Origin of the sequence: Pantoea sp. ICBG 1758, assembly GCF_002928325.1 — a bacterium.
In the GTDB taxonomy this organism is placed as follows: domain Bacteria; phylum Pseudomonadota; class Gammaproteobacteria; order Enterobacterales; family Enterobacteriaceae; genus Pantoea; species Pantoea eucrina.
The window spans coordinates 1-20529 of the sequence record NZ_POWL01000007.1; the positions used below are offsets into that span (position 1 = coordinate 1).

Annotated in this window: 18 protein-coding genes and 2 tRNA genes; 12 read left to right on the forward strand and 8 right to left on the reverse strand. The window is 57.2% G+C overall.

Annotated features, from left to right (window positions below; all coding sequences use genetic code 11):
* Window positions 1-49: 49 nt before the first annotated feature.
* Window positions 50-126 (forward strand) — tRNA-Asp (locus C1Y41_RS17390).
* 8 nt (window positions 127-134) lie between these two features.
* Window positions 135-210 (forward strand) — tRNA-Trp (locus tag C1Y41_RS17395).
* 126 nt (window positions 211-336) lie between these two features.
* Here C1Y41_RS17395 and hdfR read toward each other — a convergent pair.
* Window positions 337-1158: an HTH-type transcriptional regulator HdfR gene (hdfR, locus tag C1Y41_RS17400; RefSeq protein WP_039381140.1), complete on the reverse strand. Its 822-nt coding sequence runs from the start codon at window positions 1156-1158 to the stop codon at window positions 337-339.
* Window positions 1159-1279: 121 nt separating this feature from the next.
* On the opposite strand from hdfR, the gene C1Y41_RS17405 reads away from it, so the two are divergent.
* Entirely contained in the window at window positions 1280-1618 is a 339-nt protein-coding gene (locus tag C1Y41_RS17405) for a DUF413 domain-containing protein (RefSeq protein WP_039381138.1), read from the forward strand.
* Window positions 1619-1646: 28 nt separating this feature from the next.
* Here C1Y41_RS17405 and C1Y41_RS17410 read toward each other — a convergent pair whose 3' ends face one another.
* Window positions 1647-3167: a YifB family Mg chelatase-like AAA ATPase gene (locus C1Y41_RS17410; RefSeq protein WP_071669253.1), complete on the reverse strand. Its 1521-nt coding sequence runs from the start codon at window positions 3165-3167 to the stop codon at window positions 1647-1649.
* A 327-nt stretch (window positions 3168-3494) separates the two neighbouring features.
* Between C1Y41_RS17410 and ilvL the strand changes: the two genes are divergently transcribed.
* From ilvL to ilvA, 6 genes are all read left to right on the forward strand, one after another.
* Complete coding sequence (ilvL, locus tag C1Y41_RS17415; RefSeq protein ID WP_071669254.1) at window positions 3495-3593, forward strand: ilv operon leader peptide; 99 nt, start codon at window positions 3495-3497, stop codon at window positions 3591-3593.
* Between the two features lie 149 nt (window positions 3594-3742).
* Window positions 3743-5389 carry an acetolactate synthase 2 catalytic subunit gene (gene ilvG / locus C1Y41_RS17420; protein WP_104085985.1) on the forward strand — a complete coding sequence of 549 codons (1647 nt, stop codon included), beginning with the start codon at window positions 3743-3745 and terminating at the stop codon, window positions 5387-5389.
* Window positions 5386-5643: an acetolactate synthase 2 small subunit gene (ilvM, locus tag C1Y41_RS17425; protein ID WP_104085986.1), complete on the forward strand. Its 258-nt coding sequence runs from the start codon at window positions 5386-5388 to the stop codon at window positions 5641-5643. The genes ilvG and ilvM overlap by 4 nt, the downstream gene beginning before the upstream one ends.
* An 18-nt stretch (window positions 5644-5661) precedes the next feature.
* Complete coding sequence (locus C1Y41_RS17430; RefSeq protein WP_039381127.1) at window positions 5662-6591, forward strand: branched-chain amino acid transaminase; 930 nt, start codon at window positions 5662-5664, stop codon at window positions 6589-6591.
* A gap of 61 nt (window positions 6592-6652) precedes the next feature.
* Complete coding sequence (ilvD, locus tag C1Y41_RS17435; protein WP_039381124.1) at window positions 6653-8503, forward strand: dihydroxy-acid dehydratase; 1851 nt, start codon at window positions 6653-6655, stop codon at window positions 8501-8503.
* Between the two features lie 4 nt (window positions 8504-8507).
* Window positions 8508-10055, forward strand: a complete 1548-nt coding sequence (gene ilvA / locus C1Y41_RS17440; RefSeq protein WP_071669255.1) for a threonine ammonia-lyase, biosynthetic — start codon at window positions 8508-8510, stop codon at window positions 10053-10055.
* Here ilvA and ilvY read toward each other — a convergent pair whose 3' ends face one another.
* Window positions 10056-10937 carry an HTH-type transcriptional activator IlvY gene (gene ilvY / locus C1Y41_RS17445; RefSeq protein ID WP_039381119.1) on the reverse strand — a complete coding sequence of 294 codons (882 nt, stop codon included), beginning with the start codon at window positions 10935-10937 and terminating at the stop codon, window positions 10056-10058.
* Between the two features lie 164 nt (window positions 10938-11101).
* Between ilvY and ilvC the strand changes: the two genes are divergently transcribed.
* Complete coding sequence (gene ilvC, locus C1Y41_RS17450; protein WP_039381116.1) at window positions 11102-12577, forward strand: ketol-acid reductoisomerase; 1476 nt, start codon at window positions 11102-11104, stop codon at window positions 12575-12577.
* Between the two features lie 300 nt (window positions 12578-12877).
* Here ilvC and C1Y41_RS17455 read toward each other — a convergent pair whose 3' ends face one another.
* From C1Y41_RS17455 to C1Y41_RS17465, 3 genes are all read right to left on the reverse strand, one after another.
* Window positions 12878-14212: an MFS transporter gene (locus C1Y41_RS17455; RefSeq protein ID WP_039381113.1), complete on the reverse strand. Its 1335-nt coding sequence runs from the start codon at window positions 14210-14212 to the stop codon at window positions 12878-12880.
* Between the two features lie 287 nt (window positions 14213-14499).
* A complete protein-coding gene (yhjD, locus tag C1Y41_RS17460) occupies window positions 14500-15501 on the reverse strand; it encodes an inner membrane protein YhjD (RefSeq protein WP_104085987.1) in 1002 nt (333 codons plus the stop codon).
* Between the two features lie 69 nt (window positions 15502-15570).
* Window positions 15571-16470, reverse strand: coding sequence for a LysR family transcriptional regulator (locus C1Y41_RS17465; RefSeq protein WP_104085988.1), 900 nt, complete (start codon window positions 16468-16470; stop codon window positions 15571-15573).
* Window positions 16471-16585: 115 nt separating this feature from the next.
* On the opposite strand from C1Y41_RS17465, the gene C1Y41_RS17470 reads away from it, so the two are divergent.
* Window positions 16586-17344, forward strand: coding sequence for an SDR family NAD(P)-dependent oxidoreductase (locus C1Y41_RS17470; RefSeq protein ID WP_104085989.1), 759 nt, complete (start codon window positions 16586-16588; stop codon window positions 17342-17344).
* A gap of 26 nt (window positions 17345-17370) precedes the next feature.
* Here the strand turns inward: C1Y41_RS17470 and C1Y41_RS17475 are convergent, their stop codons facing one another.
* Window positions 17371-18219: a PhzF family phenazine biosynthesis protein gene (locus C1Y41_RS17475; protein WP_104085990.1), complete on the reverse strand. Its 849-nt coding sequence runs from the start codon at window positions 18217-18219 to the stop codon at window positions 17371-17373.
* 107 nt (window positions 18220-18326) lie between these two features.
* On the opposite strand from C1Y41_RS17475, the gene C1Y41_RS17480 reads away from it, so the two are divergent.
* Window positions 18327-18950 carry a glutathione S-transferase family protein gene (locus C1Y41_RS17480; RefSeq protein WP_039381100.1) on the forward strand — a complete coding sequence of 208 codons (624 nt, stop codon included), beginning with the start codon at window positions 18327-18329 and terminating at the stop codon, window positions 18948-18950.
* On the opposite strand, the gene C1Y41_RS17485 is transcribed toward C1Y41_RS17480, so the two are convergent.
* A complete protein-coding gene (locus C1Y41_RS17485; protein WP_071669258.1) occupies window positions 18947-20407 on the reverse strand; it encodes a PLP-dependent aminotransferase family protein in 1461 nt (486 codons plus the stop codon). The genes C1Y41_RS17480 and C1Y41_RS17485 overlap by 4 nt on opposite strands.
* Window positions 20408-20529 lie beyond the last annotated feature (122 nt).

A 20529-nucleotide genomic window follows, 5' to 3' on the forward strand; every position in this document is an offset into this window, starting at 1 on the left:
GCGAAACACCTGGCTTCAGGCGCGGTCCTGAGGGCAGTAAAGAATCGGTGGAGCGGTAGTTCAGTTGGTTAGAATACCTGCCTGTCACGCAGGGGGTCGCGGGTTCGAGCCCCGTCCGTTCCGCCACCCTATTTAGGGGCGTAGTTCAATTGGTAGAGCACCGGTCTCCAAAACCGGGTGTTGGGGGTTCGAGTCCCTCCGCCCCTGCCAGAAAACAATCCTTTGCTTCGGCAAAGGATTTTTTTTGCCTGAAATTCAGGATCTTTTTGCATCCTTTCAAAAAATAAAGAGTCTGCGCCCGCTTTCACAGCTTCAGACCCTTCTCAATCTGCTATCTCAATGCGTCAGAACCGGAAATTTAAGCAGCTGACGAATATGCGTTTGCTGATCGCTATTCTGCAGCCAGACGGCATATAGCGGGCGCACCGCTACCGGTGTATCGGGGATCGGCACAATATCGTTATATATCCCCTGCCAGGAATCGGGTAAGAAAGCACAGGCCCCGGTAGTGTGTAACAGTTCCCGCGTTACATGTGCCGATGTCGTGGTTAACACCGGAACATCATCACTCGACAAATAGCTCTCATGCTGATGAAAATCTGCGCCCCATTCCAGTTTGATATAATCATACTTCTCGCGTTTTTCCGTTTTACGCGCCCGGAACAGAGCAAGTGAAATATGACCAATCTGCTGGCTGGTCAGCTCATCCATTTTTGGCGCTTCCGTGGTGATTAGCAGATCAAGCTGCCGCTCATGCAGCTGTTTAACCAGCAGATGACGCTGGGCAATACGGGCTTCCATATGCAGGCTCTCACGGTTCTCATAGAGCGTCTGAAGCCAGGGCGTGAGATAAGCCTCCCACAGGGAAGCGCTGGCACCGATTGAGAGCTCATGATGCTGCTGCGTATGCGAAACCTCTTTCTTTGCCATCAGCCAGGTACTCATCAGGCTTTCCGCATAAGGTAATAACCGCTCACCTGCTGAAGTCAGGCGGATGTTATTACGATGGCGGGTAAAGAGATTTACGCCCAGCTGGTTTTCCAATTGACGGATGCGAAAACTGACAGCAGATTGCGTAAGGTACAGCGCCTCCGCAGCACGTCCAAAATGACGCGTTCTGCTCACCTCCAGAAAAGTTTTCAGTAATTCCGTATCCACACTATTCTCCCAAAATTTGTTTGTCGTACTGATTTAAATGTTTTGTTTTACACTCTGTCAAGCCTATCTAATACTCCGCGCCATAAATAGCACGGCCATATGAGAATCAGGAGCGTGTAAAATGGCGGAAAGCTTCGCAACAACAAATCGTTTCTTCGATAACAAACATTATCCACGTGGATTTTCACGTCACGGTGATTTCACCATTAAAGAAGCCCAGCTTCTGGAGCGTCACGGATACGCTTTTAATGAGCTTGATCTGGCAAAACGCGAACCGGTAACAGAAGAAGAGCGGTCGTTTCTTGAAGTGTGCCGCGGACAACGTGAGCCGCTGACCGAAGCAGAGCGCGTCTGGTCTAAGTATATCGCCCGCATCAAGCGTCCTAAGCGCTTTCACACCCTCTCGGGTGGCAAGCCGCAGATGGATACGGTTGAAGATTTCAGCGACAGTGATGACTGATAAAACGGGGCTATGAACGGCCCCGTTTTTATTCCAGCGTCTTATGCAGATAAATCATTAAACGATCGATACTGCGGTAGCTCACCGCTTCCTGCAGATGTGGCCGTACTATCTGTGTTTCCCCGGCAAGATCGGTGATGGTTCTGGCCACTTTCAGGATGCGCTGCCATGCACGCACCGACAAACCCAGCGTATTAAGTATTCCTTCCAGCCACTCTGCATCAGCCTGTAACAACGCACAGTCGCGTGCGATCTCCGCATTAGTAAGATGGGCATTAATTTTGCCGGCGCGCGCCTGCTGTCGTGCTCTGGCTGCCAGCACCCGTTCCCTGACCTGTGCAGTGCTCTCGCCGGTGACAGCCTGCTGACTCAGGGTTCCGCCTGGCAGCAGCGGGATCTCAAGCGATAAATCAAAGCGGTCCAGAAAGGGCCCTGACAACCGGCTGAGATAACGCAGTACCTGCTGTGGTGAACAGCGGTTGTGATTGCCCTGGTAATGCCCGGTGGGGCTGGGGTTCATTGCGCCTATCAGCTGAAAGCGCGCAGGATAAGTCACTTTAGCCCGCGTACGGGAGAGCGCAATTTCGCCTGATTCAATAGGTTCACGCAGCGCATCAAGGACGCGGCGATCAAATTCCGGTAACTCATCCAGAAACAGTACGCCATTGTGTGCCAGTGATATTTCACCCGGGCGGGGTATAGAGCCTCCGCCAACCAGCGCATAGAGTGAGGCGCTGTGATGAGGTGCCCTGAAAGGGCGCTTGCGCCACTGAGCGCGCTGTTCACCATTGCTGACCAGGCTGGCAATTGCCGCACACTCCAGCGCTTCACCGTCGTCCAGCGGGGGCATAATGCCCGGCAGACGCGTCGCCAGCATCGTTTTGCCTGTACCGGGTGGTCCGAGCAGCAGCAGATTATGTCCGCCTGCTGCTGCAATCTCCAGCGCGCGTCGTCCCTGCTGCTGACCAATAACGTCACGCAGATCCTGCGGTGAGTCCGTGGCCTCTTCGGCAACGGTCTGCGCCACTCTGAGCGTGGTCTGATTGTGCAGAAAAGCGCATATTTCACTAAGATGCACGCCGGTCAGCGTTTCGCCCTGCTGGATTAATCCCACATCCTGCTGATTCTGTTCAGCAACAATCATCTGGCGGCCGGCTCTGAGCGCTGCCATAGCGGCCGGAATTGCGGCCTGCACGCCACAGAGCGCGCCGTTAAGCGCCAGCTCACCCAGGAACTCATAGCGCGTAAGTTTATCCCCTGGCAGCTGTTCTGAGGCTGCGAGAAGCGCGATAGCAATCGGCAGATCGTAGCGACCACCCTCCTTAGGCAGGTCAGCAGGCGCCAGATTGATGGTGATACGTTTGGCCGGAAAGCTGAATCCGCTATTAATAATAGCGCTGCGTACCCGTTCGCGAGCCTCCTTAACCGTGGTTTCAGGCAGGCCGACCAGCGTCAGCGCAGGCAATCCATTACTGATATGAACCTCGACGGTTACCAGCGGCGCTTCGATTCCCAGTGCCGCACGGGTCAGAACTTTAGATAAAGACATCACCCCTCCTTGTTGCCTCTATCCTTGCTCCTCAGCGCGCTATCTGCGATCCCGGTTGTGCCATTTTGACCGCCTTATTCCATATTTTTCTCTATTGTTTCACTGTTTTCGCCAAAAATGAGCGATCTCTTCCGCTAAGCATTATGCAATTACGCGCCGGGCGTGATGAATATTTATCACAAATCTGAATAACCTAGTTTTTACAAGGTGATAACGATGATTGCATCAGAACCGCGAAAAATTGGCTGATGAAAATTATTGTAAATGACCAGGTAACTATGATAACTCTGTAGGCATTACTTCGAACAAGTGAAAAAAAGACAACGTATGAAAGCCCTTCTATCCGTGATTAGCCTAGTCGTGATTAGCGTGGTGGTGATTATTAACCCACCGTGCGGGGCTGCGTCTGGAGAAAGAAAGGCTTAAAAATCAAGTCTGAAATCCCAAAAACCCCCGCACCGAAAGGTCCGGGGGTTTTTTTTTGACCAGACAAACTATCAGCTGATTAGCGAGGAGCAGATTATGAGCAGTAGCATAAAATTCTGTTGTTCTCACAGGATTACAGGAGAATAACCATGACAGGTGCACAATGGGTAGTTCAGGCATTACGCGCGCAGGGCGTTGATACCGTGTTCGGTTATCCTGGCGGCGCTATCATGCCCGTGTACGATGCGCTATATGATGGCGGCGTAGAACATCTGTTGTGCCGTCATGAGCAGGGCGCGGTGATAGCGGCTATCGGCTATGCCCGTGCTACGGGTAAAACCGGCGTCTGCATCGCAACCTCTGGTCCGGGAGCCACTAACCTGATCACTGGCCTGGCGGATGCGATGATGGATTCTGTTCCCGTAGTAGCCATCACCGGACAGGTTTCATCCGCTGTGATGGGAACCGACGCTTTTCAGGAGATTGACGTCCTTGGGCTGTCGCTGGCCTGCACCAAACACAGTTTTCTGGTTGAATCGCTTGACGATCTGCCTTCAGTGATGGCCGAAGCCTTTGCTATCGCGCAGTCGGGACGCCCGGGGCCGGTACTGGTTGATATCCCAAAAGATATCCAGATTGCCAGCGCGGAACTGACGCCCCATCTGCTGCCGGTTGAGGAGACCCTTTCCCATTCGCCGCAGCACATTGATGACGCGCGCGCCTTAATGGCACGTGCGGCAAAACCCATCCTCTATGTAGGGGGTGGCGTGGGTATGGCGCAGGCGGTACCGGCACTGCGTGCGCTGGCAAAAGAAAGCGGCATCCCGGTCGTCTCAACCCTGAAAGGGCTTGGCTGTGCAGAGAGCAGCAGCGAGCTTTATCTCGGGATGCTGGGCATGCACGGCACTAAAGCGGCCAACCTTGCCGTACAGTCGTGCGATTTGCTGATTGCAGTAGGCGCCCGCTTTGATGACCGCGTGACCGGCAAGCTGGATACCTTCGCCCCGCATGCCAGCGTTATTCATATCGATATCGATCCGGCGGAGCTGAACAAACTGCGCCGTGCTCATGTTTCGCTGCCGGGCGACCTCCGGCAGATACTGCCCGCGCTGAGTATGCCTCTGCAGATCGATGCATGGCGTCAGGAAGTCCGCGCGATGAAAGCGGAGTTTAGCTGGCGCTACGATCATCCCGGTGACGCTATTTACGCACCGCTGCTGCTGAAGCAGGTTTCCGATCGCAAACCGGACAGTACGGTTGTGACCACCGATGTGGGTCAGCATCAGATGTGGACCGCGCAGCATATGCAGTTCAGCGCGCCGGAAAATTTCATCACCTCCAGCGGTCTCGGCACCATGGGATTTGGTCTGCCGGCAGCCGTGGGGGCGCAGATTGCCCGCCCTGATGATACGGTAATCTGCGTCTCCGGTGATGGTTCCGTCATGATGAACATTCAGGAGCTGGGCACGATTAAACGCAAACAGCTGCCGGTAAAAATTCTGCTGCTGGATAACCAGCGGCTGGGCATGGTGCGCCAGTGGCAGCAGCTGTTTTTCGATGGCCGCTATAGCGAGACCATCCTGACCGATAACCCCGATTTTCTGATGCTGGCCCGCGCGTTTGATATTCCAGGCCAGCGTATCAGCCGTAAAGATGAAGTTGACGCCGCGATTGATGCTCTGCTGAACAGCGAAGGACCTTATTTCCTGCATGTTTCGATTGATGAGCATGAAAACGTCTGGCCACTGGTCCCGCCGGGTGCCAGCAACGCAAACATGATGGAGAAGAGCATATGAATCAGCATCAGTTATCAATTGAAGCCCGTTTTCGCCCGGAAGTGCTGGAGCGCATTTTACGCGTTGTTCGCCACCGCGGCTTTCAGGTCTGCGCGATGAATATGGGCTCCGCCAGCAACGCAGACAATACTAATATCGAAATGACCGTTGCCAGCCAGCGCTCAGTCGATTTACTGTCTTCTCAGTTACGCAAACTTTTGGATGTCGCCTGTGTCGAGATCCAGCAGCAGACAACACAACAAATCCGCGCTTAGTCGCCAAAGGACATAACGATGAGTACGAAGAAAGCAGACTTTATTTGGTTCAACGGAGAGATGGTTAAGTGGGAAGACGCCAAGGTCAGCGTTATGTCTCACGCACTGCATTACGGCACTTCCGTGTTTGAAGGCGTACGCTGCTACGACTCGCACAAAGGCCCGGTAGTGTTCCGTCACCGTGAACATATGCAGCGTCTGCACGACTCCGCAAAAATCTATCGTTTTCCCATCAAAGCCAGCGTCGATGAGCTGATGGAAGCCTGCCGCGAAGTGATCCGCGTTAACAATCTGAAGAGTGCCTATATCCGCCCGCTGGCGTTTGTCGGCGATGTAGGCCTGGGCGTTAACCCGCCGGACGGTTTTACCACTGACGTGATTATTGCGGCTTTCCCGTGGGGAGCCTACCTCGGTCCGGAAGCGCTGGAGCAGGGTATCAACGCCATGGTCTCTTCGTGGAATCGCGTGGCGCCTAACACACTGCCTACCGCAGCCAAAGCGGGCGGTAACTATCTCTCCTCCCTGCTGGTGGGCAGCGAAGCACGCCGCCACGGCTATCAGGAAGGGATCGCGCTGGATACGCAGGGCTACATCTCTGAAGGCGCAGGCGAAAACCTGTTTGAAGTCAAAGATGGCATCCTGTTTACGCCGCCGTTTACCTCTTCCGCTCTGCCAGGCATCACCCGTGATGCAATTATCAAGCTGGCGCACGATCTCGGTATTGAAGTGCGCGAGCAGGTGCTGTCACGCGAGTCGCTCTATCTGGCCGATGAGATCTTCATGTCAGGCACCGCTGCTGAAATCACCCCGGTGCGCAGCGTTGACGGCATTCAGGTCGGCGAAGGCAAGCGTGGTCCGGTGACCACCCGAATTCAGAAAGCGTTCTTTGGCCTGTTTACCGGCGAAACCGAAGATAAATATGGCTGGCTGGATCAGGTTAATCCGTAACAAGAGATCAGCGCGGGGGCAGCAGCGCCCGCGTCATTTTTCAGACTGGAGTAAATAGAGCATGCCTAAGTACCGTTCAGCCACCACCACCCACGGCCGTAATATGGCGGGTGCCCGTGCCCTGTGGCGCGCCACCGGAATGACCGATGATGATTTCGGCAAGCCGATTATTGCGGTAGTGAACTCATTCACACAGTTTGTACCAGGGCACGTGCACCTGCGCGACCTCGGCAAGCTGGTTGCAGAGCAGATTGAAGCAGCGGGCGGTGTGGCAAAAGAGTTCAACACCATCGCGGTAGATGATGGTATCGCCATGGGACATGGCGGCATGCTGTATTCACTTCCGTCACGTGAGCTGATCGCCGACTCCGTAGAGTATATGGTCAACGCCCACTGCGCGGATGCGATGGTCTGTATCTCCAACTGCGACAAAATCACCCCGGGCATGCTGATGGCGGCACTGCGCCTCAACATTCCGGTGATCTTTGTCTCCGGCGGCCCGATGGAAGCGGGGAAAACCAAACTCTCCGACCAGATCATCAAGCTGGATCTGGTAGATGCGATGATTCAGGGGGCGAACCCCAACGTCAGCGACGCCGACAGTGAGCAGATTGAGCGCTCAGCCTGCCCAACCTGCGGCTCCTGCTCCGGAATGTTTACCGCTAACTCCATGAACTGCCTGACAGAAGCGCTGGGCCTGTCACAGCCGGGCAACGGCTCGCTGCTGGCCACCCACGCCGATCGTAAAGCGCTGTTCATCAATGCCGGTAAACGCATTGTGAGCCTGACCAAACGCTACTACGAGCAGGATGACGCCAATATGCTGCCGCGTAATATCGCGACCAAAGCAGCATTTGAGAACGCCATGACGCTGGATATCGCCATGGGCGGCTCCACCAATACCGTACTGCATCTGCTGGCGGCGGCGCAGGAGGGCGAGATCGACTTCAATATCTCCGATATCGACCGCCTGTCACGTAAAGTACCGCAGCTGTGTAAAGTGGCGCCCAGCACTCCGAAATATCATATGGAAGATGTGCACCGCGCCGGCGGCGTAATCGGTATTCTTGGCGAGCTGGATCGGGCTGGCCTGATTGACACCAGCGCGCGCAATATTCTGCAGCAGACGATGCGTGAAACGCTGGATCAGTACGACATCATGCTGACGCAGGACCAGGCCGTAAAAGATATGTTCCGCGCCGGTCCGGCGGGCATCCGCACCACGCAGGCTTTCTCGCAAAGCTGTCGCTGGGACACGCTGGATGACGATCGCGCTGAGGGCTGTATCCGTACGCGCGAACACGCCTACTCACAGGATGGCGGCCTGGCGGTTCTGTACGGTAACCTGGCAGAAGATGGCTGTATCGTTAAAACGGCGGGCGTCGATAAAGAGATCCTGACCTTTAAAGGGCCGGCTAAAGTCTATGAAAGCCAGGATGATGCCGTTGAAGCGATCCTGGGCGGTAAAGTGGTGGCCGGTGATGTCGTCGTCATTCGCTACGAAGGGCCAAAAGGGGGGCCGGGCATGCAGGAGATGCTTTATCCGACGACCTATCTGAAGTCGATGGGCCTTGGCAAAAGCTGCGCGCTGATCACCGACGGGCGCTTCTCTGGCGGCACATCCGGCCTCTCTATCGGCCACGCCTCGCCGGAAGCGGCAAGCGGCGGCACCATTGCGCTGGTAAAAGATGGCGATCTGATTGAGATCGATATCCCGAATCGCGGCATTAAGCTGGCGGTACCGGATAATGAGCTGCACGCCCGTCGTGAAGAAGAAGCTGCGCGCGGAGAAGCCGCCTGGACGCCGCATAATCGCGAACGTCAGGTCTCTTTTGCGCTGCGTGCTTACGCCTCACTGGCGACCAGCGCGGATAAAGGCGCAGTGCGCGACAAGTCGAAGCTGGGAGGCTGATGGTATGGCTGAGTCTCAACCCCTGTCTGCGTCGCCTGGCGGCGCGGAATACCTGCGTGCCATTCTGCGTGCGCCGGTTTATGAAATTGCGCAGGTAACGCCGCTGCAGAAGATGGAGAAACTCTCATCAAGGCTCGGCAACACCGTTCTGGTGAAACGTGAAGATCGGCAGCCGGTGCACAGCTTCAAGCTGCGCGGTGCCTATGCGATGATCGCCGGATTAAACGAAGAGCAGAAAGCGCGCGGCGTGGTGACCGCTTCTGCCGGTAACCACGCGCAGGGGGTTGCACTCTCAGCCAGCACGCTGGGAATTAAATCGCTGATTGTCATGCCGGTCACCACGGCGGATATCAAAGTCGATGCGGTGCGGGCGTTTGGCGGCGAAGCCTTTCTGTTTGGCGCAAATTTCGATGAGGCGAAAGCCAAAGCGATTGAGCTGGCGCAGCAGCAGGGGTACACCTTTGTGCCGCCGTTTGACCATCCGGCGGTGATTGCCGGGCAGGGCACGCTGGCGATGGAGCTGCTGCAGCAGGATGCGCATCTTGATCGCGTATTTGTTCCGGTTGGCGGCGGCGGGCTGGCAGCCGGCGTGGCGGTGCTGATTAAACAGCTGATGCCGCAGATCAAAGTCATCGCGGTGGAGTCTGAAGACTCCGCCTGCCTGAAAGCTGCGCTGACGGCGGGCGAGCCGGTGGATCTGCCGCGCGTCGGGCTGTTTGCCGAGGGCGTGGCGGTGAAACGTATCGGCAGCGAAACTTTCCGGCTCTGCCAGGAGTATCTCGACGACATCATCACCGTTGACAGCGATGCCATCTGTGCGGCGATGAAAGATCTGTTTGAGGATGTGCGGGCCGTGGCGGAACCCTCAGGTGCGCTGGCGCTGGCGGGAATGAAAAAGTATATCCAGCAGCACGACATCAAAGGCGAGCGCCTGGCACACGTGCTGTCGGGCGCCAACGTCAACTTCCACGGCCTGCGCTATGTTTCCGAACGCTGCGAGCTGGGAGAGCAGCGGGAAGCGCTGCTGGCGGTGACCATTCCTGAGCAGCAGGGCAGCTTTCTGACGTTCTGTCAGACGCTGGGCGGCCGATCGGTCACGGAATTCAACTACCGCTATGCGGATGCGGACAGCGCCTGCATCTTTGTCGGCGTGCGTCTGACGCGCGGCCTTGAAGAGCGCGGCGAGATCATCAGTCAGCTTACTGAAGGGGGCTACCAGGTGGTGGATCTCTCTGATGATGAGATGGCCAAGCTGCATGTGCGTTATATGGTCGGCGGGCGTCCGTCAAAACCGCTGCGCGAGCGGCTGTTCAGCTTTGAGTTCCCGGAGGCGCCGGGCGCGCTGCTGAAGTTTCTGCAGACGTTGGGCGCGCACTGGAATATCTCACTGTTCCACTACCGCAGCCACGGCACCGATTTTGGTCGCGTGCTGGCGGCATTTGAAGTGAATGATAAAGAACCCGATTTTGAAACTCACCTGACGGCACTGGGTTACGAGTGGCACGATGAGGCGAATAATCCGGCGTTCCGTTTCTTTCTCGCCGGCCAGTAATCAGAGCAGATGCCAGAATGCATGAATCAGCGGCTCCCCGAGCCGCTTTTTTTGTACGCAAACGCCCAGCTGCAGCGGCGCCACTGACTCCACGTTCTCCAGCGTCATAACCCGGTTTCGCACCGGCTCAGGGCTGTTCTCCAGCACCACATCCGGCACCAGCGCAATTCCGCAGCCCAGCGCCACCATAGAGATGATCGCCTCATGGCCCGCCACCGTAGCGTAGATCTGCGGATTAGCGAGACGATAGCGCCGGAACCAGAGATCGATGCCGCGCCGCGCCGGTCCCTGATCCGGAATAATAAACGGGATCTGCGACCAGTCGGGCTCCGTCTGCGTGGCCTGGCTGCGTACCGGGCAGGGCAGCGCCGGTGCAATCAGCACCAGCGGGATCAGCCCCAGCGGTGTAAAGCCGATGCTGGCGGGCAGCGACTCCGGCCGGCCGGCGATGGCCAGATCCGCCTCGCCAGACTGCACCATCTCAATGGCGTCCGCCGCGTCGCCGGTCGTGAGCTTGATCTCCACCTGCGGATGTTCAGCGCGAAAGCGATCGAGAATCGGCGGCAGATGGCTGTAAGCGGCAGTCACCGAGCAGAACAGACGCAGCTCACCGCTTAGCGAGGGGCCGTTGAGATCCATGACGTGACGCAGCTGCTGATACTGCAGCAGCGTCTGCTGGGCAAACTGGCGCAGCCGCTCACCCGCTTCCGTCAGCGTCACGGTGCGGTTATCACGCAGAAACAGCGCATGGCCGACATCCTCTTCCAGCCGCTGGATCTGGCGCGACAGCGTAGAGGGGCTGACGTGCATGGCGCGTGCCGTACGGCCAAAATGGCAGCTTTCTGCCAGATGCAGAAAGAGTTTTAAATCGCGTAAATCCATCCGGGATCTCCTGACATTTCGTATTGCAAAAATTGCAACGTAACGTTGTTAATATATCAATTTAAGCAATGGATTTCCTGTCATATGATGGGGTCATTCGCAGCGCTGAAACAGGCGCCGCTATCAGACAATAATGCAAACACAACATTGATGCGGAGTACCCCATGGCTAACTACTTCAACACATTAAACCTGCGCAATCAGTTAGCGCAGCTGGGCAAATGTCGCTTTATGGCGCGCGATGAGTTCGCCGATGGCGCCAGCTTCCTGAAAGGTAAAAAAGTAGTGATCGTGGGCTGCGGCGCACAGGGCCTGAACCAGGGGCTCAATATGCGCGACTCCGGGCTGGATGTAGCCTATGCGCTGCGTGCAGAAGCGATTGCAGAGAAGCGCGCCTCGTTCCGCAAAGCAACAGAAAACGGTTTTAAAGTCGGTACCTATGAAGAGCTGATCCCGCAGGCGGATCTGGTGGTTAACCTGACGCCAGACAAACAGCACTCTTCTGTTGTGAAGGCGGTTCAGCCCCTGATGAAAGATGGCGCTGCGCTGGGCTACTCGCATGGCTTTAACATTGTTGAAGTGGGCGAAACCATCCGCAAAGACATCACCGTGGTGATGGTGGCACCGAAGTGCCCGGGTACAGAAGTGCGTGAAGAATATAAACGCGGTTTTGGTGTTCCGACGCTTATCGCCGTGCACCCGGAAAACGATCCGAAAGGCGAAGGCATGGCTATCGCGAAAGCCTGGGCTGCGGCTACCGGCGGTGACCGCGCAGGCGTGCTGGAATCCTCCTTTGTAGCGGAAGTAAAATCGGATCTGATGGGTGAGCAGACCATTCTGTGCGGTATGCTGCAGGCGGGTTCGCTGCTCTGCTTCGACAAGCTGGTGGCTGAAGGGCACGATGTCGCCTATACCGAAAAACTGATCCAGTTCGGCTGGGAAACCATCACTGAATCACTGAAGTTTGGCGGTATTACGCTGATGATGGATCGCCTGTCTAATCCGGCAAAAATCCGTGCCTGGGCGCTTTCTGAGCAGCTGAAAACGATCATGGCTCCGCTGTTCCAGAAGCATATGGATGATATCATCTCGGGTGAATTCTCCTCCGGTATGATGGCTGACTGGGCGAACGATGATAAAAACCTGCTGACCTGGCGTGAAGAGACCGGTAAAACGGCGTTTGAAAATGCGCCACAGTTTGAGGGCAAAATCGAAGAGCAGGAGTACTACGACAAAGGCGTGGTGATGGTCGCGATGGTAAAAGCGGGCGTTGAGCTGGCGTTTGAAACCATGGTAGATGCCGGCATCATTGAAGAGTCTGCATACTATGAGTCGCTGCATGAGCTGCCGCTGATTGCTAACACCATCGCACGTAAGCGCCTGTATGAGATGAACGTGGTGATCTCCGATACCGCTGAGTATGGCAACTACCTGTTCTCATTCGCCGCTGTACCGCTGCTGGAGGAGTTTATGACCACGCTGCAGCCGGGCGATCTGGGCAAAGCGACAGAAGGCACTCAGGTTGATAACGCACAGCTGCGCGACGTTAACGAAGCGATTCGTCAGCATCCGATTGAAACCGTTGGTCGCAAGCTGCGTGGCTACATGACCGATATGAAACGTATCGCGGTAGCTGGCTAAGTTCCCACCGACAATTTTCAGCCTTATCAAACCCCGGCCTGCCGGGGTTTTTTATTGCGCCACACCTCCCGTAGGGGCGCCATTAATGGCGCCCAACGCCGCACCGTCCCGGCACAACGGGCCGCATAAATGCGGCCCCTACGAGATATATCCTGTAGGGGCGCCATTAATGGCGCCCTGGTACAAAGGGCCGCATAAATGCGGCCCCTGTACGATATACCCCGCGCCGCACCGTCCCGCGGCATTACGCAATAAAAAACCCGGACTGGCCGGGTTTTTATGCTGCATCAGGATACGCGTTTACGCCGCATCATACAGCGTCTGGTGCCGCGTCTCTTTACAGGCGATCAGGGCAATCAGCGTCAGCACCGCCATGGCGGCAAGATAGAAACCCACTGCCTGCAGGCCATAGTTTGCATTGAGCCAGGTGGCGATATAGGGTGCTACGGACGCTCCCAGAATGGATGACAAATTATAAGAGAAAGAGGCACCGGTATAGCGCACTTCGGTCGGGAACAGCTCCGGCAGCAGCGCACCCATCGGGCCAAACGTCAGGCCCATAATGCTCAGGCCCAGCAGCAGAAAGCCCATCACCAGAATCTGCGAGCCGGAGCCGAGCAGCAGCGGGAACATCAGCGCAAAAGCGATAATCATCAGCGTAATAGTGATCATCGTTCTGCGGCGACCAAAACGATCGGCCAGCAGACCGGCAATGGGCACCATCACGCCAAATCCGATTACCGCCACCATCAGCATCCACAGGAAACTGTTGCGCGAGTAGCCCAGTCCGACCGGCGCCGGGGCGGTGCCGTAGCTCATCGAATAGACGGTCATGATATAGAACAGCGTGTAGGTCGCCAGCATGATAAAGGTGCCGAGTATGGTCGCCGTCATATGTTTGCTCAGCAGCGTGCCAATAGGCATACGCACCTGCTTCTGCTCCTTCTGCACTTTGGCAAAAACCGGACTCTCATGCAGCGAGACGCGCACGTAGAGGCCGATTAGCACCAGTACTGCAGAAAGGATAAACGGCACGCGCCAGCCCCACTGCATAAACTGCTCGTCGGTCAGCAGCCAGGAGAGCAGCAGGAACGTACCATTGGCAAAGAAAAAGCCAATCGGCGCGCCCAGTTGGGGGAACGATCCATACAGCGCGCGCTTTTTCGCCGGCGCATTCTCCGTTGCCAGCAGCGCGGCACCGCCCCATTCGCCGCCCAGTCCCAGCCCCTGACCGAAGCGCGCCAGCGCCAGCAGCAGTGGCGCGGCAACGCCAATAGTTTCATAGCCAGGCAGCAGGCCGATCAGCACCGTTGAGACGCCCATCGTCAGCAGTGAAGCGACCAGCGTCGCTTTACGACCAACGCGGTCGCCAAAGTGGCCAAACACCGCTGAGCCGATTGGCCGCGCGACAAAGGCGATGGCAAAGGTTGCCAGCGACTGCAGCGTCGCAACCGTGGCGTCCCCCTGAGGAAAGAAAATATGCGGAAAGACGATAACCGCTGCGGTGGCGTAAATATAGAAATCGAAGAACTCGATAGCCGTACCGACCAGAGAAGCTACGACAACTTTACCGCGTGAATTGACCGGCGCTTCGTCGTGCAGCGCGTCAGGTGTTTCTGTAATGGAGGCTTGCATAAATGTTTCTTAATTGTAAATGTAAACCAGAAATATTACGCACCTGGTATGCGGCATTCAATGAGCAAAAAGCGTCGCAAAACGACGATTTTCGGCGAAAAAGAGGATAATGTCTGAGTTAACCGGAATGGTGGCGAATGGCAGCGGCAGGAAACGTTTTTCTGGCGTGAATCGCTGCTAAACCGCTAAATAAAAGTGACTGGCTGGCGTTTCCTGCTGGCGGGAGCGCTAAAATTCGCCAGCAGGAAACAGGTTTTACTGTTCAGGTGGTTGCCCTGTGCCCGTTGTCAGGAGGGCTGGCGCGGCTGCGGCATCTCCGTATCACCTTTATATTTCGCCGTGGCGATCCACGCGGCGCAAAACAGCGTCAGGCGGGCAAAGAAGTAGAAAAATGCCATCAGGCCGAGTACTGAACCAAAGGCAGCGCCTGAAGGAGAGGTCGCCAGCTTCGGCAGCGTCAGCGTCATAACAAATTTAATCACCTCAAAGCCGATAGCTGCCAGCAGCGTGCCGCGCAGCAGCGCTCTTTTACGCGGCTTATGGCGCGGCAGGATCCAGAAAATCCACAGGAACAGCAGATAGTTCGCCAGCACGGAGATGGAGAGGGCAATAATTGTCATTACCGGACGCAGCCAGTCGATGCCATCCAGCCCCAGCGCGCTGACGATCGCTGCCTGAGCCGCACCGGCAATCGACGTCAGCGAAAGGGTGATCACCAGCGCCAGCATCAGCCCCAGGAGTGAGAAGAGATCGCGCAGATATTTTTTCCAGAACACCTCTTTATCATCCGGCGTCCGCTCCCAGACATCGCGCGACTGCGCGCGGACCGCTTCGCGCAGGTTGCCCATCCAGTTGATACCGGAATAGAGTGCCAGCAGCAGACCGGTCAGACCCACGGTAGCGCGCTGCTGAATCGCAGTGTTCACGGTATTTTTTAACGTGGTGGCGAGCGTAGGATCGCTGATGCTGCTGACAATTTTGTTAATCAGCTCTGACAGCAGATCCTGATTAGAGGCCAGCACAAACCCCACGGCGGCAAACGACACCATCAGAATCGGGATCAGCGATAAAAAGGAGAAGTAGGTGATCGCCGCGCCAAACTGGCTGCCCAGCCGGTCATTAAAGCGATCCAGCGCCCGGATAAAGTGCGCGACGGCCGGAATAGACTGAAACCACGTGGCGAAGCGCGACACGCGACGAATTGAGCCATCCACAGTTTTGTTACCGGTGTGGATATCGATCAGCGGCTTTGAATCGGCGGCTGACTCCTGAGTTGTTTTGTCTGTCATAGACGATAGGCATCCTGTTCACTGCGAAACTGAAATTATATACCGTAAATAACGGCGGCGGCGGATGTGTCAGGTGACATACTCCTGCAGCACCTGGCTCAGCCACTCCATAAACACCCGCACGCGGCGCGCCACGTTGCGGCGGTGCGGATAGAGCAGCGTAATCGGCATCGGTTTTGCCGGAAAAGCGTGCAGCACCTCCACCAGCTGACCCGACTCCAGCAGCGGCTGAACGCCCATTGCCGGCACCTGAATAATGCCCAGTCCGGCGAGGCAGGCGGCACGGTAGGTTTCAGTACTGTTTACCGTCACCACGCCGCCGGTCTGCACATAGTGACACTGGCGGCCATCGAAATATTCAAATCCCGGCGCAGGCTGACCCAGCTGCTGGGTATAGTGCACCATGGCGTGCTGCGACAGCTCCTCCAGCCGTATCGGACGGCCAAAGCGGGAAAGGTAGTCGGGACTGGCGCAGTTGATCAAGGCATAGGTGCCAATTTTTCGCGCAATCAGACCGGAATCTTTCAGCTCGCCCACGCGCACCACGCAGTCAAATCCCTCCCGAATCACATCCACCTGGCGATCGCTGCTGCTCAGCTCAATCTCAACGCCGGGATAGTGCTGCAGAAACTCCGGCAGGCGCGGCAGAATAAAGCTGGTGGCCATCGCCACCGACATATCGACCCGCAGCTTGCCGCTCAGCGTCGCCGGGTCATGCTGAAACAGACTGTCCATATCCTCCATCATCGACAGCAGATCGAGGCAGCGATCGTAATAGACCAGTCCATCCTGGGTGAGGTGCACGCGCCGGGTAGTGCGATGCAGCAGGCGCGTGCCCATCTGGTTCTCCAGCGCCTGCAGCTGACGCGACACGCTGCCTTTTGGTAAACCCAGACTTTCAGCGGCGCGGGTAAAACTGCCCATCTCCGCAACGCGTACAAAAACCTGCATTGCATGAATTTTATCCATATTGTTCACCGATTGTTGTTGTTATTGAAACAGTGCTGCGCAGTTATCTGCGTTTATAGATCACTTCGGTTTGAATATCTTTATCAGGAGTTCACTTTTTCAGCAGGAGAGAGTTATGAGTCACAAAATAGCGCTGATTACCGGCGGAAACCGCGGCCTGGGACGTAATGCAGCCCTGAAACTGGCCGCACGCGGCACGCATATTGTGTTTACTTACCGAAGTCACGCTGATGAAGCGCAGAAAGTGGCAGAGGCGATCGAAGCGCTGGGCGTGCAGGCGGCTGCGCTGCCGCTGGACGTTGGCGACAGCAGCCAGTTCGCTGCCTTTGCACAACAGCTTACGCAGACGCTGCAGCGCGTCTGGCAGCGCGACCGGTTCGATTTTCTGGTGAATAACGCCGGTCATGGTCACTATCAGCTGCTGACCGATACCACCGAGGCGGAGTTTGATGCGCTGGTCAATGTGCACCTGAAAGGCCCGTTTTTTCTGACCCAGGCGCTGCTGCCGCTGCTGAACGACGGCGGCCGTATTCTGAATATCTCCAGCGGGCTGACCCGTATCACGCAGCCTGGCTCCGGAACCTATGCCGCAATGAAAGGCGCCATGGAGGTGCTGACGCGCTATCAGGCGAAGGAGCTGGGCGCGCGCCGCATTCGCGTCAATATTCTGGCACCGGGCGCCATTGAGACTGACTTTGGCGGCGGACGGGTGCGCGATACGCGTGAACTTAACGCGCAGATTGCGTCCGTCACCGCGCTGGGGCGGGTCGGGCTGCCGGACGACATCGGGGACGCTATCTGCATGCTGCTGAGCGAGGAGAGCGGCTGGATCACCGCCCAGCGCATTGAAGCATCGGGCGGTCAGGCGTTGTGATCGCCTGCTGACGTAAGAGCGGCGCGTCAGAGCGTGATGGTACCGTCGATAACCGTTACCGTCTGGCCGCCGATCCAGATCGCCTCTTCCGTATAGGTAACGTCAATACGGCCGTTGCGCTGGATCGCGCTGCCCTGGCGCGCCCGGTAGCTGCGCGTCTGGCCCTGGGCCGCCAGGTAGCGAGCCAGACAGGCGTTGGCGCTGCCGGTGACCGGATCTTCAGTCAGGCTGCCATTCTCCACAAGCAGCGCGCGGACCTCATACTGCTCCGGTTCCCCCGGCGGCAGCGCGCCGAAAATCAGCGCGCCGCTGACGCCCGCCCGCTGCTGCAGCTGCTGCAGATCGGCCACGGAAGCCGTGACGTCGACGACCGCCTGCGCGCTGCTGAGCGGGATCAGCAGCCAGCGAATACCCATATCCGCTACGGCAGGCGACTGCGTCAGATCAACGGCCTCGCTGTTAAGCGCGCGGCTCATCAGCGCATCGCTGAACGGCGTCAGGGTTGCCGCAGGGGCAGCGAATGCCAGTGCGCCATCGGCGGCGATACGCACCTCAACCAGTCCGACGCCGCACTCCTGAACAATACAGCCGGCGTTTTTCCGCGGCCAGCCCGCTTCCAGCAGCGCATGGGCTGTACCCAGCGTCGGGTGACCGGCAAACGGCAGCTCACCCGAAGGGGTAAAAATGCGGATGCGATAGTCCGCCGCGCTGCTCTCTGGCGGCAGCACAAACGTGGTCTCTGACAGATTGGTCCAGCGCGCAATCGCTGCCATCTGTTCGTCAGCTAATCCCTGTGCATCCATAATCACGGCCAGCGGATTTCCCCGAAATGCCGTTGCGGTAAAGACATCCACCTGTTTAAACGCCACTCTCATAACAATTCCTTTTCTGTCAGCCAATATGTGGAATGATACCCTGCGCATGGTAAAAACGCGCTAACAGGGCTATGAATAGATTAATAATTCTGCAGGCGGAGTCCGCGATGTTAAAAATTTTAGGCCGTAAAACGTCAATCAACGTGCGCAAGGTGCTGTGGCTCTGCGCTGAGCTGAATATCACCTATAAGCATGAAGCCTGGGGCGACGAGGGTCTGTCGCTGCATGCACCGCAGTTTATGGCGCTGAACCCCAACGCCCTGGTGCCGGTCATCATCGACGACGGGCTGGTGATATGGGAATCCAACGCTATTCTGCGCTACCTGGCCAACAGCTACGGTGGTGCATGGCTCTATCCGGAGGAGCCGCGCTTACGCGCGCCGGTGGATCAGTGGATCGACTGGCAGGCTACCGAGCTTAACACCTCCTGGCGCTACGCCTTTATGTCGCTGGTACGAAATTCACCAGCGCATCAGGATCCCCGTCTGCTCGCAGCAGCGGTGAAAGGCTGGACGCACACCATGGGGATACTCAATCAGCAGCTGGAAAAATCGGGCCGCTATGTGGCCGGGCGTCACTTTAGCCTGGCGGATATTCCCATTGGACTGGCCGTAAACCGCTGGTTTGAAACGCCGCTGGATCACCCCGATTTTCCGGCAATACAGACCTACTATGAGCGGCTGACCGAGCGCCCCGGATTTACCACCTGGGGACGCAACGGCACGCCTTAAGACGCAGCAGGGGCAATGCCGCTCATCTCGCACGCCAGAGCACCCGTGCGCGCTAAGGCACGGGTGTAACGCGCGTCGAACGGATAACAGCAGGAGAGGCGCAGCGCATGCCGGTAGCGTTCGCTCAGCGTGTAGAGCGCGCCTGGCGTGACGCAGATCTGCTCCTGCAGCAGACGATTAAACAGCAGCACGGTATCAATCTTACCCGGCAGCTCGACCCAGAAGACAAAGCCACCGCGCGGCAGCGTGGCGCGTGTTCCCTGCGGAAAATGGCGCGCCAGAATGCCCCGCGCCGCATCCAGATTTGCCGCATAGCGCCGGCGCAGCGAGCGCAAATGATGATCGTACCCCCCGCTGGCGAGGAACTCTGCCAGCGTCTCGCTCAGCAGCCGCGATTCAGTCATCGACGAGACCGCTTTCAGCCGCGCAATGCTGGCATGAAACCGGCCCGCGGCGGTCCAGCCGATACGAAAATCAGGCGCCACGGTTTTGGTAAAGCTGGTGCAGTAAATCACCCAGCCATCGCGATCGAACGCCTTAACCGGCGGTGACAGCGGCCAGTCAAACTGCAATTCATCGTAGAGCCCGTCTTCAATCAGCGGAATGCGATAGTGATTCATCAGCGCAGCGAGCCGTTTTTTGTTCTCCAGCGGCATCACGTAGCCCAGCGGGTTTTGCGCGCCCGGCATAGCGATCAGCGCCTGAATGCGCTGTTCCTGCAGCAGCATCTCCAGCGCGTCCAGCGAAAGACCGCGCTGCGGATCGGTGGGGATCTCCAGCGCTTTCAGTCCGAGCGAGGCGAGCAGCGGAAACAGGAAAAAATAGGTGGGGGATTCCAGTCCGATACAGTCGCCGGGCTGCGTGACAGCGCGCAGCGCCAGCTGCAGCGCCTCCATGCAGCCGTGGGTCAGGGTAATCGCCTGAGCGGTAAGGTTCAGTCCGGTATGCACGCTGCGCCGGGCGATCTCCTCGCGCAGCCGCTCGCTGCCGGGAGGCAGCGCATAACGACCGATAATGTCGCCCTGGCGCCGGATCAGCGCGGCGGTGATACGGCCCAGCTTCGCTGAAGGAAAAAGCTCACTGTCCTGCGGACAGGCCAGCGAAATATTGGTGTAGTCGGGATTATTCTGCGCGGCAAAAACCTGTTCAATCAGCGCCAGCTTCTGTGCATCCGGATCGCCACTCTCTGCGGTGGGCGGCTGCGGCTGCAGCGTAACGGCAGGCAATACGCCGCGAACGTAATAACCTGACTGCGGCCGCGCCTCAATCAGGCCGCGATCTTCCAGCAGTTGCCAGGCGCTGATCACGGTATTTACGCTGAGCTGGTGCGACTGCGCCACTCGCCGGATAGCGGGCAGGCGGGCGCCCGGCCGCAGCGAACCCTGATGAATAGCGTCGGCAAATTTTGCTGCCAGCTGCTGGTAGCGCGGTTGATCGTCAGTAAACGCGAGGGACACAATGGCCTCCGGAAGTGACAGGTACAAAGCAGAAAAAGTGTGACTGTACCCATTACAATACTGAATTACTGTCTCTGTTGCCATTGCGGCGGCGGCATTACGATGGAGTCAGCTTATTCAGT